Below are 14,829 nucleotides of genomic sequence, written 5' to 3'. Positions count from 1 at the left end.
CGGCTCAGGGCACCACGACGATCTTCCGGCCGACACCCGCCGCGAACTGCTCCAGCGCCTCGGGGTAGCGCTCCAGCGGGATCCGGTCGCTGATGAACACCTCCGGGTCCAGCACGCCGTTCGCGAACAGCTCCGCCGCCCGCTCGAAGCTGTGCAGCACCGCCATGGAACCGGTGATGGTGATCTCCTGGTTGTAGATCCGGTACGGGTCGATGGTCACCCGGGTCGCGTAGTCGGCCACCCCGAACTGCAGGAACGTGCCGGCCTTCGCCACCCGGTCCAGACCGTCCTGGATGGCCGCCGCGTTGCCGGTCGCGTCGACCACCACGTCCCAGCCCCGCGGCCGGTCCAGCTCGTCAGCGTTCGCGGCCGACGCCGAGACGCCGAGGCTCCGCGCCGTCTCCAGCCGGGCCGGGTTCACGTCGACGACGTCCACGCTCGCCGCGCCGGTGCGCTTGGCCAGCTCCAGCATCATCAGGCCCATCGTTCCGGAGCCGTAGATCAGCACATGGGCGCCGAGGCGCGAGTTGAGCACGTCGTAGCCGCGCACCGCGCAGGACAGCGGCTCCACCAGGGCGGCGTCCTCGGTGCGCACGTGCTCGGGCAGCCTGACGCAGTTCGCCACCGGGGCCACCGCGTACCGCGCGGCGCCGCCGGCCGTGGTCACGCCGATCGCGGCCCACCGCTCGCACAGGTTGTTGTGGCCGGTGCGGCAGTGGCGGCACTCGTAGCAGTACAGGGACGGGTCCACGGCCACCCGGTCGCCGACCGCGACCTCCGTGACCTGGGTGCCGACGCCGACCACCTCGCCCGCGAACTCGTGCCCGGGGACGATGGGCAGCTTGGGCGCGAACTCGCCCTGAAGGATGTGCAGATCGGTGCCGCACAGGCCGCACGCGGCCACCTCCACGACGACCTCGCGGGGTCCGGGCGTGGGGTCGGGCACCTCGGTGACGACGGCGCGGCCCACGGACTCGATGACGGCGGCCTTCATTTCACGGCTCCCAACGACAGGCCCTGGACCAGCTTGTCCTGGGCGGCGAACCCCGCGGCGAGCACCGGCAGGGAGATGACGAGCGACGCGGCGCACACCTTGGCCAGGAACAGGCCCTGGCTGGTGATGAAGCCGGTCAGGAAGACGGGGGCGGTCTCGGCGGCCACGCCCGTCAGGACCCGGGCGAAGAGCAGTTCGTTCCAGCTGAAGATGAAGCAGATCAGGGCGGTCGCCGCGATGCCGGGCAGCGCGATCGGGGCCACCACGCGCGTGAGGACGGTCGGCAGCCGGGCCCCGTCCACGCGGGCCGCCTCGATCACCGCGACCGGCACCTCGGCGAGGAAGGACTGCATCATCCACACCGCGATCGGCAGGTTCATCGAGGTGTAGAGGACGACCAGCAGCCAGATGTTGTCGAGCATCCCGGCGTTCTTCGCGAACAGGTAGACCGGGAGCAGGCCCGCGACGGCCGGCAGCATCTTCGTGGAGAGGAAGAAGAACAGCACGTCCGTCCACTTGCGCACCGGCCTGATCGACAGCGCGTACGCCGCCGGCAGGGCGAGCAGCAGCACGCAGAGGGTCGAGACCACCGAGGCCACCGTGGAGTTGATCAGCGCCGGCCAGGGACTCGCCCCGCCGCCGGTGCCGAAGAACTCGCGGTAGCCGTCCAGGGTGAGGGAGGCGGCGAAGGAGGGCGGGTTGGTCGCCGCGTCCGCCTCGGAGTGGAAGGACGTCAGAGCCATCCAGGCGATGGGCAGGAAGAACACGATGCCGGCCAGCCAGGCCACCAGACCCAGGCCGGTTCCCGTGCGCACCCTGCGCTTGACGACGGTGGCGCTCATGCGCGGGACACCTCCTCGCGGAACAGGGACGACACCACGCGCAGGGCGAAGGTCGCGATGACGATGGAGCCGATGACCACCAGGACGCCGGCGGCCGAGGCGAGGCCGTTCTCGTGGGCCTGGTAGAAGCTCTGGTAGACGGTGTAGGGCAGGTTCGCGGTGCCGAGGCCGCCGGAGGTGATCGTGAACACCGCGTCGAAGTTCTGGACGATGTAGATCGACCCGAGCAGGGCGCCGAGTTCCAGATAGCGGCGCAGGTGGGGCAACGTCAGATGGTGGAAGATCTGCCAGTCGCTCGCGCCGTCGACCCGCGCGGCCTCGATCTGCTGCTGGTCCCGGCTCTGCAGTCCGGCCAGCAGGATCAGCATCATGAACGGCGTCCACTGCCACACCAGCGAGGCCTCGACGGCGAGCAGCGGGGTGTTCGAGATCCAGTCCGGCTGTGGGCCGCCCACATAGTGCAACAGCCCATTGAGCAGCCCGTATTCAGGGTTGTAGAGCACATGCTTCCAGAGCAGGGCCGCCGCCACCGGCACCACCAGGAAGGGCGCGATGAGCAGCGTGCGCACGACGCCCCGGCCCCGGAACCGCCGGTCCAGCAGCAGGGCCAGGACCAGGCCGAGGACCAGGCTGGCCAGCACCACCGCCACCGTGAGCAGCAGGGTCGTCCACACCGAGTGGCGCAGGTCCGCGTCGGTCAGCACCTGCCGGTAGTTGTCGAAACCGGTGAAGCGGCGGGCCTTCGGATAGAGGGCGTTCCAGTCGAAGAAGGAGATCACCAGCGTGGCCACGAACGGCAGCTGGGTCACGACGATCATGAAGACGAGGGCCGGCAGCAGCGGGGCCCGGGTGGCCCAGGCGCGCAGCCGGGCCGGGGGGCGGCGTGCCGCCCGTGCGGGTGTGGTCGCGATCGGTGCCGTGGTCGTCGCTGTCATCGTCCCTCGTACTCCTCGGAGATCTTCTCGGCGAGCGCCTGTGACTTCCTCAGGGCCGAGTCGACGGACTGGCGTCCGGCGATGGCCGCGCTGATCTCCTGGGAGACCTTGGTGCCGAGGTCGGTGAACTCGGGGATGCCGACGAACTGGATGCCGGGCGCGGGCCGCGGCTGTACGCCGGGATCGTTCGGGCGGGCGCCCTCGATAGCCTTCCGGGTCATCTCCTGGAAGGCGGCGGCCGACTCGCGGTAGTCGGCGTCCTGGTAGGTCGACGCCCGCTTGCCCGCCGGGACGTTTGACCAGCCGCTGGTCTCGCCGACCAGCCGCTCGTAGCCCTTGCCGGACGCCCAGGACACGAACTTCCAGGCCTTGTCGGGGTTGCGGGAGGCCTTCTGGATGCCCCAGGCCCAGGTGTAGAGCCAGCCGGAGGAGCCGGTCCGCTCGACGGGGGCGGGGGCGTAGCCGAGCTTGCCCCTGACCGGGGACTTGGCCGCCTCCAGCAGGCCGGCGGCGCTCGTGGCGTCGTACCACATGGCGACCTTGCCCTGGGTCATGCCGTTCAGGCACTCGGCGAAACCGGACTGGGCGGCGCCGGACTCGCCGTGCTCGCGCACCAGATCGACATAGAACTTTGTCGCCTTCTCGAACTCCGGGGAGTCCAGCCGCGCCTTCCAGCCCTTGTCGAACCAGGTGCCGCCGAAGGTGTTCACCACGGTGGTGAGCGGCGCCATCAGCTCGCCCCAGCCGGGCAGCCCGCGCAGGCAGATGCCCTTCATGCCGGGCCGGGCGCCGTCCGCCTTCGCGGCGAGGTCGGCCACCTGCCGCCAGGTGGGGCGGGCGGGCATCGTGAGGCCCTTCGCCGCGAACACGTCCTTGCGGTACATCAGGAAGGACGACTCGCCGTAGAAGGGCTGTCCGTAGAGCTTGCCGTCCCGCGCCGTAAGGGACTGGCGCATCGGCTTCAGCACGTCCTGCTCGTCGTAGGCGGGATCCTTCGCGACGTAGCCGTCCATGTCGTGCAGCCAGCCGTTGCGGGCGTAGATCGGTATCTCGTAGTTGGACAGGGTGGCCACGTCGTACTGGCCGGCCTGGTTGGCGAAGTCCTGGCTGATCTTGTCGCGGACGTCGTTCTCGGGCAGGACCGTGAAGTTGACCTTGATGCCGGTCTCCTTGGTGAAGTGGGCGGCGGTGAGCTTCTGCAGCTCGGTCATCTGGGGGTTGTTGACCATCAGCACGTTGATGGAGTCGCCGCCGGAACCGGTCCCGCCCGCACCGGCCCAGCAGCCGGCGAGCAGCGGGGCGAGCAGCGTCCCCGCGGCGGCCGTGGCGAGCGTGGCTCGCGGCCTCCGTCGGCTCGGGATGCGCATGGATCGCTCCTGGATGTATGGGGAGATAAGGGGCGTTCGGTGGTGCGTGGGTGCCCCGTGGGAGGTGATGCGGAGTCGCGGACCCGGATCCCCGGGCCCGGCCGTTCAGACCCTGATGACCTGCGGGCCCAGCAGGGAGTAGCGGTGGGCCTCGGTGGCCGGCAGCAGCGTGCTCGTCACGATCGCCTCCAGCGCGCCGATCTCGGCGAACCGGCAGAAGCTGACCGCTCCGAACTTGGTGTGCACGCCCGCGAAGACGGTGCGCCGCGCGGCGCGGACGGCCTGGGTCTTCACCTCGCTGACCGCGGGATCGGGGGTGGTGAGCCCGTGGTCGCGGGAGATGCCGTTGGCCCCGATGTAGGCGAGGTCGATCACGAAGCCGGACAGCATCCGGGTGGCCCAGTGGTCGACGGTGGCCAGCGTGCCGGCCCGGACCCGCCCGCCGAGGAGCAGGACCGACACGTTCTCGGCCTCCGCCAGGGCGCCGGCGACCGGCAGGGACGCGGTGACCACGGTCAGCGGCCGGCCGGCCGGCAGGGACTCGGCGATGAGCTGCGGGGTGAAGCCCTCGTCCACGAAGACCGTCTCCGCGTCGCCGAGCAGTTCGGCCGCGGCGGCCGCGATCCGGCGTTTCTCGGGGACGTGGCTGGTGGCGCGGAAGGCGAGTGTCGTCTCGAAACCGGCGCTCTCGACCGGATAGGCGCCGCCGTGCGTCCTGCGGACCAGGCCGTGGTCCTCCAGGGCGCGCAGATCGCGCCGGACGGTCTCCTTGGCCACGCCCAGTTCGGCGGCGAGCGCGGTGACGTCGACCGAGCCGGTGGTGCGCGCGGCCCGCACGATCTCGCGCTGGCGTTCCTCCGCCGTCCTGGTGCCCATGTCCTCACCCGCTTCCCCGCCGAGCTGCCCGTTCGGGCCCATGGGGGAAGTTCTACAGCGGGTGTGCGGCGCTGACCAGGTCTGTTACGGGCCCGATCCTGCCCGGTTGTGCCCGTTCGGGGTGTGCGGTGCCCGTCGCGGACCTGCGGGGCCGTGCGGGGCGGGGTGGGATCGGGCGGTCCGGATGCCCGAAACGGCGGCGGGCGGGCCCGTTCGGTGCCCGCCCGCCGCCGTGAGCGGCCGTTTCCGGCCTCGGGGGCCGGCCGCGTCAGTACGGCCAGATGGGCGGGTCGTTCACGAAGTGGCCGCCGAGGTGGCTGTGCGCGGGGTTCGCCGGGTCGAGTTCACCCTGCTCGGCGATGAGCTTCTCCGCGTACGGCTCGGAGTCGTCCTGGGGGTCGTAACCGAGCGCCCGCGCGCTGGTGAGGTCCCACCACAGGCGGGTGTTGGCCGAGGAGCCGTGGACCACGGTGTGGCCGACCCCCTCGGCGGTCAGGGCCGCGTGGAAGAGGCGGGCGCCGTCGTCCGGGCTCATCCACACCGAGAGCATGCGCACGCTGGTCGGCTCCGGGAAGCAGGAGCCGATGCGCACGGAGACGGTCTCCAGGCCGTGCCTGTCCCAGTAGAGCTGGGCGAGGTCCTCGCCGAAGGACTTGGACAGGCCGTAGAAGGTGTCCGGGCGGCGCGGGGTGCCGATGGGGATCAGCGGTTCGCCCGGGCCCGGGGCCGGGGTGAAGCCGACGGCGTGGTTGGAGGAGGCGAAGACGATCCGGGGCACGCCTTCGAGGCGGGCGGCCTCGTACAGGTTGTAGGTGCCCTCGACGTTCGACTTCAGGATCTTCTCGAACGGCGCTTCCAGGGAGATGCCCGCGAGGTGGATGACCGCGTCGACGCCCCGCACCGCCTCGCGCAGCGCGTCCGTGTCGGTGAGGTCCGCGGTGACGGCGTCCGGCTCGCCCTCGACGGGCCGCACGTCGAACAGGCGCAGCGAGTAGCCGTACTCCGGCAGCAGGGACCGCATCAGGGTGCCGAGCCCGCCGGCGGCGCCGGTGAGCAGAACGGTGCGGGGAGCGGGCATCCTCGGTCTCCTTGGTCGCCTCTGACGAATGCTGAACGGCCATGCGCGCGCATCATTCACATGGACACCATTCACATGTGTGGACACGCTAGAAAGCGGTGGCGGATCCCGTCAAGTGTGCCGTGGAGTGGGGAAATCCGGTGCCATGTCGCGGGTTTGCACGCTTGACCCGGGCCGAAAGGGGCCCGTAGCGTGCAATTGTTCAGGAATATGGACGCCGATCAGAAGCATGCACCGACAGGGAGCGCTCGTGACGCCAGCCCCTCTCGCCGCCCGGCTCCGCGATCCGAGCGGACCGCTGTTCTTCCCCGTCACGGCCTACGGCCCCGACGGCTCCGTCGACCTCGACGTCTACCGCGCCCATGTGCGCGAGGGCGTCGCGGCGGGTGCCGCCGCCGTCTTCGCCTGCTGCGGCACCGGCGAGTTCCACGCGCTGCTGCCCGAGGAGTTCGAGGCCTGCGTCCGGGCGGCCGTCGAGGCGGCCGGAGGGCGGGTGCCCGTCGTCGCCGGCGCCGGCTACGGCACCGCGCTCGCCGTCCGCTACGCGCGCACCGCCGAGGAGGCGGGCGCCGACGGACTGCTGGCGATGCCGCCGTACCTCGTCCTCGCCGGCCAGGAAGGACTGCTGCGGCACTACCGGGAGATCGCCGCCGCCACCGCCCTGCCGGTCATCGTCTACCAGCGCGACAACGCGGTCTTCACCCCGCCGACCGTCGTGGAACTGGCCCGCACCGAGGGCGTCATCGGTCTCAAGGACGGGCTCGGCGACCTGGACCTGATGCAGCGCGTCGTCAGCGCCGTGCGCACCGGGGCCCCCGGCGACTTCCTCTACTTCAACGGCCTGCCGACCGCCGAGCAGACCCAGCTCGCCTACCGCGCCCTCGGCGTCACCCTGTACTCCTCGGCCGTCTTCTGCTTCGCCCCGGAGATCGCCCTCGCCTTCCACCGGGCGCTGCGCTCGGGCGACGAGGCCACCGTGCGGCGCCTCCTGGACGGCTTCTACGGCCCGTTCGTGGAACTGCGCGCCCAGGGCCGCGGCTACGCCGTCTCGCTCGTCAAGGCGGGCGTACGGCTGCGCGGCCTGGACGTGGGAGAGGTCCGCCCGCCGCTGCACGAGCCGGGCGAGGACCACGTCAAGCGGCTCGCCCGGCTCATCGAGCGCGGACACGCGCTGCTGGAGGGGGAGGCGTGAAGACGTCGGCGTTCCTCTACCCCTGGGACGTGGCCGGGGACCCGCGCGCCCCCGAGCGGATCGCCTCGCTCGGTGCCGGGCAGGTCACCCTCGCCTCCGCCTACCACTCCACCCGCGCCCTGACCCCCCGCCACCCCCGCCACCGCATCGTGACGGCGGAGCACGCGGCCGTCCTCTACCCGCCGGGCGACCGCTGGGCGGGCCGCGCGCTGCGCCCGTACCCCGCCGGACGCTGGGCCCCCGGCGACGCCTACGGCGAGGCCGCCGGGGCGCTCGCGGCGGCCGGCCTCGAGGTGCACACCTGGGTCGTCCTCGCCCACAACTCCCGCATGGGCGCCGAGCATCCGGACACCTCGGTGGTCAACGCCTACGGCGACCGCTACCCGTGGGCGCCGTGCGTCGCGCAGCCCGCCACGCGCGCGTACCTGGTCGACCTGGCCGCCGAGGCCGCCGTGCGCCCGGGCGCGCACGGCACCGAGCTGGAGTCCCTCGGCTGGTACGGCCTGCAGCACCTGCACGCGCACGACAAGACCTCCGGGGTCGGTCTCGGGGACGCCGGGCAGTACCTGATGTCCCTGTGCTTCTGCCCGTCCTGCGGCGCCGGTTACGGCGAACAGGGGCTGGACCCCGGCCGGCTGGCGGCCGGGGTGCGCGCCGCGCTGGAGCCGCTGTGGCGGGGCGCGGCGGACGACGGGGGCTGGCCGTCGGTCGAGAAGCTCCTCGGAGAGGACACGGCGGCCGCCACACGCGCGTGGCGCGACACCGTCGCCCGCACCCTCCAGGAGGAGGCCGTCGCCGCCGTACGGGCCGCGGCGCCCGAGGGCTTCCAGGTGCTGCTGCACGCCGACCCGGTGCCGTACCACTGCGGCGCCAACGCCGGCGTCGACCCCGCCCACGTCCTCGGTGTCGCGGACGGTGTGGTGGTGCCGTGTACGGGCGGTACCGGACTGCTGGCGCCCTTCGCCGCACGGGCGGACGGACGGAAGGTCCTGGCGGCCAACTTCACGGTGGTCACCGGGATGGGCGGCAGCCCCGGCACCCTCGCGCGGGACGCGGCACGCGCGCGTGCCGAGGGCGCGACGGAACTGCGGCTGTATCACGCCGGGCTGGCGTCGGACGACGACCTGTCCGCGGTGCGCGAGGCGCTGTCGGCGCGGTGAGCCAGGGCGGCCGCCGCGGCGACGAACGCGGCGCCGTAGAGCGGCAGCAGCAGTCCCGGGCCCGCCAGTTCGACCAGGGCGGCCCCGAGGGCCAGTCCGAGCACGTTCGGAGTGAGGACCAGCGTGTTGGCGGTCGCCGTCGCGCGGCCCAGCAGCGGCCCCGGGGTCTGGCGCTGTACCGCGGTGAACGCGGCGATCAGCGCGCAGGGCAGGCCGAGCCCGCCCGCCACGCAGCCCACCAGGGCCACCGGGTCCGACGGCACGGCCCGCGTGGCCGCGGCGACCCCGGTCAGCGCGATACCCGCCGCCGCGAACCGGCGCGCGCCCAGCCGGCGCAGCGCGGGCCCCGAGACCAGCCCGGCCGCCACCGAACCGGCGCCCTGGAAGGCGTACAGCACGCCCGCGTAGGCGGGGGAGTGGCCGAGGCGGTCGACGACGGCGTACACCGTGGAGCCGGCGAGCCCGGCCAGCAGCATGGTCGCACCGCCCGCCACGATCAGGGGGCGCAGCACGGGGTGCCCCCACAGGTGCCCGACGCCCTGCGCGGTCTGTCGCCGCCATCCGTCACCGGCCCGTGCGGGCCGCTCCTCGCGCACCCGCAGCAGGGCGCACACACCGGCGGCGAGGACGAAGGTGACGGCGTCCAGGCAGGCCACGGCCGGGCCGCCGTAGAGCGCGTAGAGACCCGCTCCCGTCAGCGGGGCGACGAGTTTCATGCCCTCCGTGAGGGCCGTCCGCAGCCCGTTGAAGTCGCCGAGAAGCTCCGGAGCGACGACGGCGGCGACCAGAGCCGACTCGGCGGCGTCGTGGACGACACCGACGGCGCCGTACAGGAACAGCACGGCGAAGAGCAGCCACGGGTGGCCGGCGGAGTCGGCGGCGAACAGGGTGAGGAGCAGCCCGGCCAGGCCCAGGTTCGCCACCACCAGCAGGGGCTTGCGCCGCGTCCGGTCCGCCGGCGCGCCGAGCGCCGGACCCGCCGGCGTGGGCGCCCACAGGGCGAGCACACTCAGGGCGGCCAGGCCGTCGGACCCCGTGAGGTCCTTCACCCACACCCCCGACGCCAGCCACAGCGAGGAGGTGCCGAAGGCCGACACCACCACGCCGGCGAGGTACAGCACCGCGTCGCGGTCCCGCAGGACGCGGACCAGGGACCAGGAAGTCGTCATGCCCGCCCATCGTGGGCCTAAGGCGGGGGCCTGGCATCGGCAGAGTGCCCTATTCCCGGACGCGGGGCGGTGGCGGCCGTCCGCCGTGGGAGTGGCTCGGCGGCGACCGATGAGTTCCGGGGAGCGGGACGGTCAACGTTTCGTACGGACAGTGCGACCTACGAGGAGTGACCCATGACCATTTTGGATCTCGGCCCGCAGACCCGGATCGTGGCACGGCTCGCCGAGGCCGTCGCCGACGAGCGGCTCACGGCCGCCACGCCGTGCCCGGACCTGGCGGTGCGCAACCTGCTCGGCCACATCCTGCACCTGTCGGTCGCCTTCCGTGACGCCGCCCGCAAGGACCTCGGCGCGACGACCGACACCAGCCCGGACGCCGCCGTCCCGGACCTCGGCCCCGGCTGGCGCGAGGAACTGCCCAAGGCGCTGGACGAACTGGCCGACGCCTGGCGCGACCCGGCCGCCTGGACCGGTTTCACCCGGGCCGGCGGCATCGACCTGCCCGGCGAGGTCGCGGGCGCCGTCGCCGTCGACGAACTGGTGATCCACGGCTGGGACCTGGCCCGCGCGACGGGGCAGTCCTACGCGCCCGACCCCGACGCCCTCGACACGGCACACCGCTTCCTCCTCGCCGCCGCCGAGGACGCCGGCCGCGGCGACGGCATCTTCGGCCCGGTCGTCCCGGTACCGGACGGCGCGCCTCTGCTGGACCGGGCGGTGGGACTGAGCGGCCGGGATCCGGGGTGGCGCCCGTGACGCCCGGCCGCCCCCTTCGGAGGCGGTCCTGACCGCCGGCGTGCCGCGCGGCAGCCGGCGCCGCCGCCGGTCGTGCCGCCTGCGGTGCCGGAGCGCCCCGCGCCGCGGGCCCCGGCGCCGCGGGGCGCGTCCTTGACCGAACCGGCCGGAGCCCGGCGTCACACCCCGTACTCTCCGTGCTATGCCGCTCACCCTCACCGTTCTCGGCGCCGCCTCCCCGCACCCCGGTCCCGACCGGCCGTGCTCCGGGTATCTGGTGGCCGGCGGGGGCGCCGAGGTGTGGGTGGACGCGGGGCCCGGTACCTTCGCGGCGTTGCAGCGGCACACGGATCCCGCGCGGCTCACCGCGATCTGGATCTCGCATCTGCACGCCGACCACAGCGCCGATCTGCTCGCCGCCGCCTACGCCTTCGCGTTCGGCGGGATGACCCCGGCCGCGCCCGTGCCGGTGTACGCGCCGCAGGACTGCGCACGCCGGCTGGCGGGCTTCTTCGGGCGCCCGGACACCGAGTTCCTGAAGGGCGTCTTCGACTTCCGGGCCCTGTACGACGGCCTCGACGTCCGGCACTGGAACCTCCGGCTCACCGCCCGCGCCGTCGCCCACGACACCGAGGCGTACGGGCTGCGCGCCGAATGCCAGGGGAGTGTGCTGGCCTACTCGGGGGACAGCGGCCCCTGCGCCGCGCTCACCGAACTCGCCGCCCGCGCCGATCTGTTCCTGTGCGAGGCGGACATCGACGAGCATCGCGGTGGCGAACACTTCCCGCAGGTCCACCTCACCCCTGAGGACGCCGGCCGCGTCGCCCGGGAGGCACGGGTGCGCGAGCTGGTCGTCACCCACGTCGGACCCACCCTCACCCGGGCGGCGGCCACCGCCCGCGCCGCCGAGGCCTTCGGACGGCCCGCCCGTGCCGCCCTGGAGGGCGACAGCCACAGCGTCTGAGGCGCCTGGCGGCAACCTCGACTTCCTTTGTCAGATGCATTGACGAAACACGGGCCCCCTCCTACCTTCAACGCGTCGTACTTCGTACGTCATATATGAGACGCGATACGCGAGATCCGAGAGGGCCGTATGACCTCTGTGCCCACGCCGATCCCGTCCCGCACGCAGTACGTGCTGGACGCGATCAAACACCGCATCCTGACCGGGCAGCTGACGCCCGGTCAGGCCCTGGTCGAGACGGAACTCGCCGCCCAGTTCGGGGTGTCCAAGACCCCGGTGCGCGAGGCCCTGAAGACCCTCGCCGGGACCGGGCTCGTCGTCATGAGCCAGTACAAGGGCGTCACGGTGCGCATGGTGGACGCGGACATGGCGCGTGAGGTCTACGACGTCCGGCTGCTGCTGGAGCCCGAGGCCCTGCGCCGGGCCGTGCGGCGCGGGGCGTCCCTGGACGCCGCCAGCGAGGCGCTGGCCCGCGCCGACTCCGCCGGCGACACCGCCGAACGCTCCCTGGCCAACCGCCAGTTCCACCGCGCCCTGTACCTGCCGTGCGGCAACCCGCTGCTGGGCCGGATGCTCGACGAGGTCCGTGACCAGGCCGCCCTCGTCGCGGCCGTGGCCTGGGCGGCCGACCCCTCCTGGGAGCGGGAGGCCGCCGAGCACCGGGACATCCTGCGGCTCGCGCTCGAGGGCGACGCGGACGGCGCGGCGAGCGCCCTGCACGCCCACATCGCGTCGTTCGTACGGCGGGCGATCTCCGAGCCCCACCCCGAGGAAGGCCAGGAATGAGCAGCGTGGCGTTCGAGACCCAGCGGGCGGCCCTGGCCGACGTGGTGGCCATCCCGGTGACCCCGTTCGCCGAGGACGGCTCCGTCGAGCGGGACACCCACCGGGCCCTGCTGCGCCGGCTGCTCGACGGCGGGATCACCACCATCACCTCCAACGGGAACACCGGCGAGTTCTACGCCCTCGCCCCCGAGGAGCGCCGCCTCGTCACCGAGCTGACCGCGAAGGAGGCCGGCGACCGCGCCGTGGTCCTGGTCGGCGTCGGCCACGACCTGCCCACCGCCATCGACTCCGCCCGGCACGCCCGCGACACCGGCGCCGCGATGGTGATGGTCCACCAGCCCGTGCACCCGTACGTCTCGGCCGCCGGCTGGGTCGACTACCACCGCGCGATCGCCGAGTCCGTGCCCGAGCTGGGCGTGGTGCCGTACATCCGCAACGAGCGGCTGGCCGGCGCCCGCCTCGCCGAACTCGCCGACCAGTGCCCGAACGTGGTGGGTGTCAAGTACGCCGTCCCGGACGCCGCGCGCTTCGCCGGCTTCGCCCGGGACGCGGGGCTCGACCGCTTCGTGTGGGTCGCCGGCCTCGCCGAGCCCTACGCCCCGTCCTACTTCTCGGCCGGTGCCACCGGCTTCACCTCGGGGCTGGTGAACGTCGCCCCCGCCGTCTCCCGCAACATGATCGAGGCGCTCCGGTCCGGAGACTTCCCGGCCGCCATGAAGGTCTGGGAGCAGATCCGCCGCTTCGAGGACCTGCGCGCCGCCCACGGCAACGCCAACAACGTCACCGTCGTCAAGGAGGCGCTCGCCGCGCTCGGCCTGTGCCGCCGGGACGTCCGCCCGCCGAGCAAGCCGCTGCCCGCGGACGAGCGCGCCGAGGTCGCCGCCATCGCCGCCGGATGGTCGATATGAACGCGCCCCGCAGAGATCCCGAGGAGCTCCGCAGCCACCAGTGGTACGGCACCGACGGCCTGCGCTCCTTCAGTCACCGCGCCCGTACCCGCCAGCTCGGCTACCTCCCCGAGGAGCACCTCGGCAAGCCGGTCGTCGCGATCCTCAACACCTGGTCCGACATCAACCCCTGCCACGTCCACCTGCGCGACCGCGCCCAGGCCGTCAAGCGCGGGGTGTGGCAGGCGGGCGGCTTCCCGCTGGAGTTCCCGGTCTCCACCCTCAGCGAGACCTTCCAGAAGCCGACCCCGATGCTCTACCGCAACATGCTCGCGATGGAGACGGAGGAGCTGCTGCGCTCCTACCCCGTCGACGGCGCGGTGCTGATGGGCGGCTGCGACAAGTCCACGCCCGCCCTGCTCATGGGCGCGGCCTCGGTGGACCTGCCTGCCGTCTTCGTTCCGGCCGGGCCCATGCTCCCCGGCCACTGGCGCGGCGAGGTCCTCGGCTCCGGCACCGACATGTGGAAGTACTGGGACGACAAGCGGGCCGGCCTCATCGGCGACTGCGAGATGACCGAGCTGGAGAGCGGCCTGGCCCGCTCGCCCGGCCACTGCATGACCATGGGCACGGCGTCCACGCTGACCGCCGCCGCCGAGGCGCTCGGGGTGACCGTGCCGGGCGCGTCGAGCATCCCGGCGGTGGACTCCGGGCACGACCGGATGGCGGCCAGGGCGGGCATGACCGCCGTCGAACTGGTCCACCGGGACCGCAGGCTGAGCCGGATCCTCACCCGCGAGGCCTTCGAGGACGCGGTGACGACCGTCCTCGGCCTCGGCGGTTCCACCAACGCCGTGATCCACCTGATCGCCATGGCCGGGCGGGCCGGGGTGCGGCTCACCCTGGACGACTTCGACCGCATCGCCCGCACGGTCCCGGTCCTCGCCGACGTCCGCCCCGGCGGACAGCGTTACCTCATGGAGGACTTCCACTTCGCGGGCGGCCTGCCCGGTTTCCTCTCCCGGATCCCCGACCTGCTCCACCTGGACCGGCCGACGGTGTCGCACGACACCCTGCGCGAGCAGCTCGCCGGAGCCCAGGTGCACGACGACGACGTGATCCGGCCCCGGGACAACCCGGTCGCGAGCGAGGGCGGGGTCGCGGTGCTGCGCGGCAACCTCTGCCCCGACGGCGCCGTCATCAAGCACATCGCCGCCGAGCCCCACCTGCTCCGGCACACCGGCCCCGCGGTCGTCTTCGACGACTACAAGGCGATGCAGCGCACCATCAACGACCCGTCCCTGGGGATCACCCCCGACAGCGTGCTGGTCCTGCGCAACGCCGGTCCCAAGGGCGGCCCGGGCATGCCCGAGTACGGCATGCTCCCCATCCCGGACCACCTGCTGAAGCAGGGCGTGCGGGACATGGTGCGGATCTCCGACGCCCGGATGAGCGGCACCAGTTACGGGGCCTGCGTGCTGCACGTGGCGCCGGAGTCGTACATCGGCGGACCGTTGGCGCTGGTGCGCACCGGTGACCTCATCACCCTGGACGTCGAGGGGCGCGCCCTCCGGCTCCACGTCGACGACACGGAACTGGAGCGCAGGCGGGCGGCGTGGACGCCGCCGCCCGCACGGTACGAGCGCGGTTACGGCGCCCTCTACAACGAGCAGATCACCCAGGCCGACACCGGCTGCGACTTCGAGTTCCTGGCCCGCCAGGGCACCGTGCCGGACCCCTACGCCGGCTGACCGGCGCCCCACCACGGAAGTGCTTCACCCATGTGTACGTAGCAAGCGCTTCCTGTACCCGTTGAACTGCCCCACTGCGAACGGAGAACAGTC

14 protein-coding genes are annotated in these 14,829 nt (G+C 73.0%); 7 read left to right on the top strand and 7 right to left on the bottom strand.

Annotated features, from left to right (window positions below; genetic code table 11):
• Positions 1-4: 4 nt before the first annotated feature.
• From AB0924_RS21745 to AB0924_RS21720, 6 genes are all read right to left on the bottom strand, one after another.
• On the bottom strand, positions 5-994 hold the full coding sequence (locus AB0924_RS21745; RefSeq protein ID WP_358931731.1) for a zinc-dependent alcohol dehydrogenase family protein: 990 nt from the start codon (positions 992-994) through the stop codon (positions 5-7).
• The gene (locus AB0924_RS21740; RefSeq protein ID WP_366912216.1) at positions 991-1,836 is read right to left on the bottom strand and encodes a carbohydrate ABC transporter permease; all 846 of its coding nucleotides are present in this window, start codon (positions 1,834-1,836) and stop codon (positions 991-993) included. The genes AB0924_RS21745 and AB0924_RS21740 overlap by 4 nt, the downstream gene beginning before the upstream one ends.
• Positions 1,833-2,771 (bottom strand): sugar ABC transporter permease, encoded by a 939-nt coding sequence (locus AB0924_RS21735; protein ID WP_366912215.1) that lies wholly within the window; start codon positions 2,769-2,771, stop codon positions 1,833-1,835. The genes AB0924_RS21740 and AB0924_RS21735 overlap by 4 nt, the downstream gene beginning before the upstream one ends.
• Positions 2,768-4,138: a sugar ABC transporter substrate-binding protein gene (locus AB0924_RS21730; protein WP_366912214.1), complete on the bottom strand. Its 1,371-nt coding sequence runs from the start codon at positions 4,136-4,138 to the stop codon at positions 2,768-2,770. The genes AB0924_RS21735 and AB0924_RS21730 overlap by 4 nt, the downstream gene beginning before the upstream one ends.
• Before the next feature lie 105 nt (positions 4,139-4,243).
• Positions 4,244-5,014, bottom strand: a complete 771-nt coding sequence (locus AB0924_RS21725; RefSeq protein WP_358931961.1) for a DeoR/GlpR family DNA-binding transcription regulator — start codon at positions 5,012-5,014, stop codon at positions 4,244-4,246.
• Positions 5,015-5,282: 268 nt separating this feature from the next.
• A complete protein-coding gene (locus tag AB0924_RS21720; protein ID WP_366912213.1) occupies positions 5,283-6,092 on the bottom strand; it encodes an NAD(P)-dependent oxidoreductase in 810 nt (269 codons plus the stop codon).
• A 250-nt stretch (positions 6,093-6,342) separates the two neighbouring features.
• Here AB0924_RS21720 and AB0924_RS21715 point away from each other — a divergent pair, with 250 nt between their 5' ends.
• Positions 6,343-7,284 (top strand): 5-dehydro-4-deoxyglucarate dehydratase, encoded by a 942-nt coding sequence (locus AB0924_RS21715; RefSeq protein WP_358931741.1) that lies wholly within the window; start codon positions 6,343-6,345, stop codon positions 7,282-7,284.
• A complete protein-coding gene (locus AB0924_RS21710) occupies positions 7,281-8,444 on the top strand; it encodes a hypothetical protein (protein ID WP_358931743.1) in 1,164 nt (387 codons plus the stop codon). Before AB0924_RS21715 ends, AB0924_RS21710 begins: the two co-directional genes overlap by 4 nt.
• On the opposite strand, the gene AB0924_RS21705 is transcribed toward AB0924_RS21710, so the two are convergent.
• Positions 8,381-9,613, bottom strand: a complete 1,233-nt coding sequence (locus tag AB0924_RS21705; RefSeq protein ID WP_366912211.1) for an MFS transporter — start codon at positions 9,611-9,613, stop codon at positions 8,381-8,383. The two genes, AB0924_RS21710 and AB0924_RS21705, sit on opposite strands and share 64 nt — an antisense overlap.
• Positions 9,614-9,787: 174 nt before the next feature.
• Here AB0924_RS21705 and AB0924_RS21700 point away from each other — a divergent pair, with 174 nt between their 5' ends.
• From AB0924_RS21700 to araD, 5 genes are all read left to right on the top strand, one after another.
• Positions 9,788-10,369, top strand: coding sequence for a TIGR03086 family metal-binding protein (locus AB0924_RS21700; RefSeq protein WP_358931747.1), 582 nt, complete (start codon positions 9,788-9,790; stop codon positions 10,367-10,369).
• A 181-nt stretch (positions 10,370-10,550) separates the two neighbouring features.
• Positions 10,551-11,312 (top strand): MBL fold metallo-hydrolase, encoded by a 762-nt coding sequence (locus tag AB0924_RS21695; protein WP_366912210.1) that lies wholly within the window; start codon positions 10,551-10,553, stop codon positions 11,310-11,312.
• Positions 11,313-11,441: 129 nt separating this feature from the next.
• Positions 11,442-12,098, top strand: a complete 657-nt coding sequence (locus tag AB0924_RS21690) for a GntR family transcriptional regulator (protein WP_358931751.1) — start codon at positions 11,442-11,444, stop codon at positions 12,096-12,098.
• Positions 12,095-13,006 carry a dihydrodipicolinate synthase family protein gene (locus AB0924_RS21685; protein WP_358931753.1) on the top strand — a complete coding sequence of 304 codons (912 nt, stop codon included), beginning with the start codon at positions 12,095-12,097 and terminating at the stop codon, positions 13,004-13,006. Before AB0924_RS21690 ends, AB0924_RS21685 begins: the two co-directional genes overlap by 4 nt.
• Positions 12,994-14,736 carry an L-arabinonate dehydratase gene (gene araD / locus AB0924_RS21680; RefSeq protein ID WP_366912209.1) on the top strand — a complete coding sequence of 581 codons (1,743 nt, stop codon included), beginning with the start codon at positions 12,994-12,996 and terminating at the stop codon, positions 14,734-14,736. The genes AB0924_RS21685 and araD overlap by 13 nt, the downstream gene beginning before the upstream one ends.
• Positions 14,737-14,829: the final 93 nt, after the last annotated feature.

It is taken from the genome of Streptomyces sp. NPDC047869, assembly GCF_040704065.1.
Lineage (GTDB): Bacteria > Actinomycetota > Actinomycetes > Streptomycetales > Streptomycetaceae > Streptomyces.
Note: the sequence above shows the minus strand (reverse complement) of the source record. Positions and strands in the feature narration are given on the sequence as shown.

Excerpts from the sequence above, each read along its gene's own strand:
- AB0924_RS21705 (WP_366912211.1), bottom strand. The coding sequence starts at position 9,613 with ATGACGACTTCCTGGTCCCTGGTCCGCGTCCTGCGGGACCGCGACGCG.
- AB0924_RS21700 (WP_358931747.1), top strand. The coding sequence starts at position 9,788 with ATGACCATTTTGGATCTCGGCCCGCAGACCCGGATCGTGGCACGGCTC.
- AB0924_RS21740 (WP_366912216.1), bottom strand. The coding sequence starts at position 1,836 with ATGAGCGCCACCGTCGTCAAGCGCAGGGTGCGCACGGGAACCGGCCTG.
- AB0924_RS21735 (WP_366912215.1), bottom strand. The coding sequence starts at position 2,771 with ATGACAGCGACGACCACGGCACCGATCGCGACCACACCCGCACGGGCG.
- araD (WP_366912209.1), top strand. The coding sequence starts at position 12,994 with ATGGTCGATATGAACGCGCCCCGCAGAGATCCCGAGGAGCTCCGCAGC.
- AB0924_RS21745 (WP_358931731.1), bottom strand. The coding sequence starts at position 994 with ATGAAGGCCGCCGTCATCGAGTCCGTGGGCCGCGCCGTCGTCACCGAG.
- AB0924_RS21685 (WP_358931753.1), top strand. The coding sequence starts at position 12,095 with ATGAGCAGCGTGGCGTTCGAGACCCAGCGGGCGGCCCTGGCCGACGTG.
- AB0924_RS21725 (WP_358931961.1), bottom strand. The coding sequence starts at position 5,014 with ATGGGCACCAGGACGGCGGAGGAACGCCAGCGCGAGATCGTGCGGGCC.
- AB0924_RS21720 (WP_366912213.1), bottom strand. The coding sequence starts at position 6,092 with ATGCCCGCTCCCCGCACCGTTCTGCTCACCGGCGCCGCCGGCGGGCTC.
- AB0924_RS21690 (WP_358931751.1), top strand. The coding sequence starts at position 11,442 with ATGACCTCTGTGCCCACGCCGATCCCGTCCCGCACGCAGTACGTGCTG.
- AB0924_RS21730 (WP_366912214.1), bottom strand. The coding sequence starts at position 4,138 with ATGCGCATCCCGAGCCGACGGAGGCCGCGAGCCACGCTCGCCACGGCC.
- AB0924_RS21695 (WP_366912210.1), top strand. The coding sequence starts at position 10,551 with ATGCCGCTCACCCTCACCGTTCTCGGCGCCGCCTCCCCGCACCCCGGT.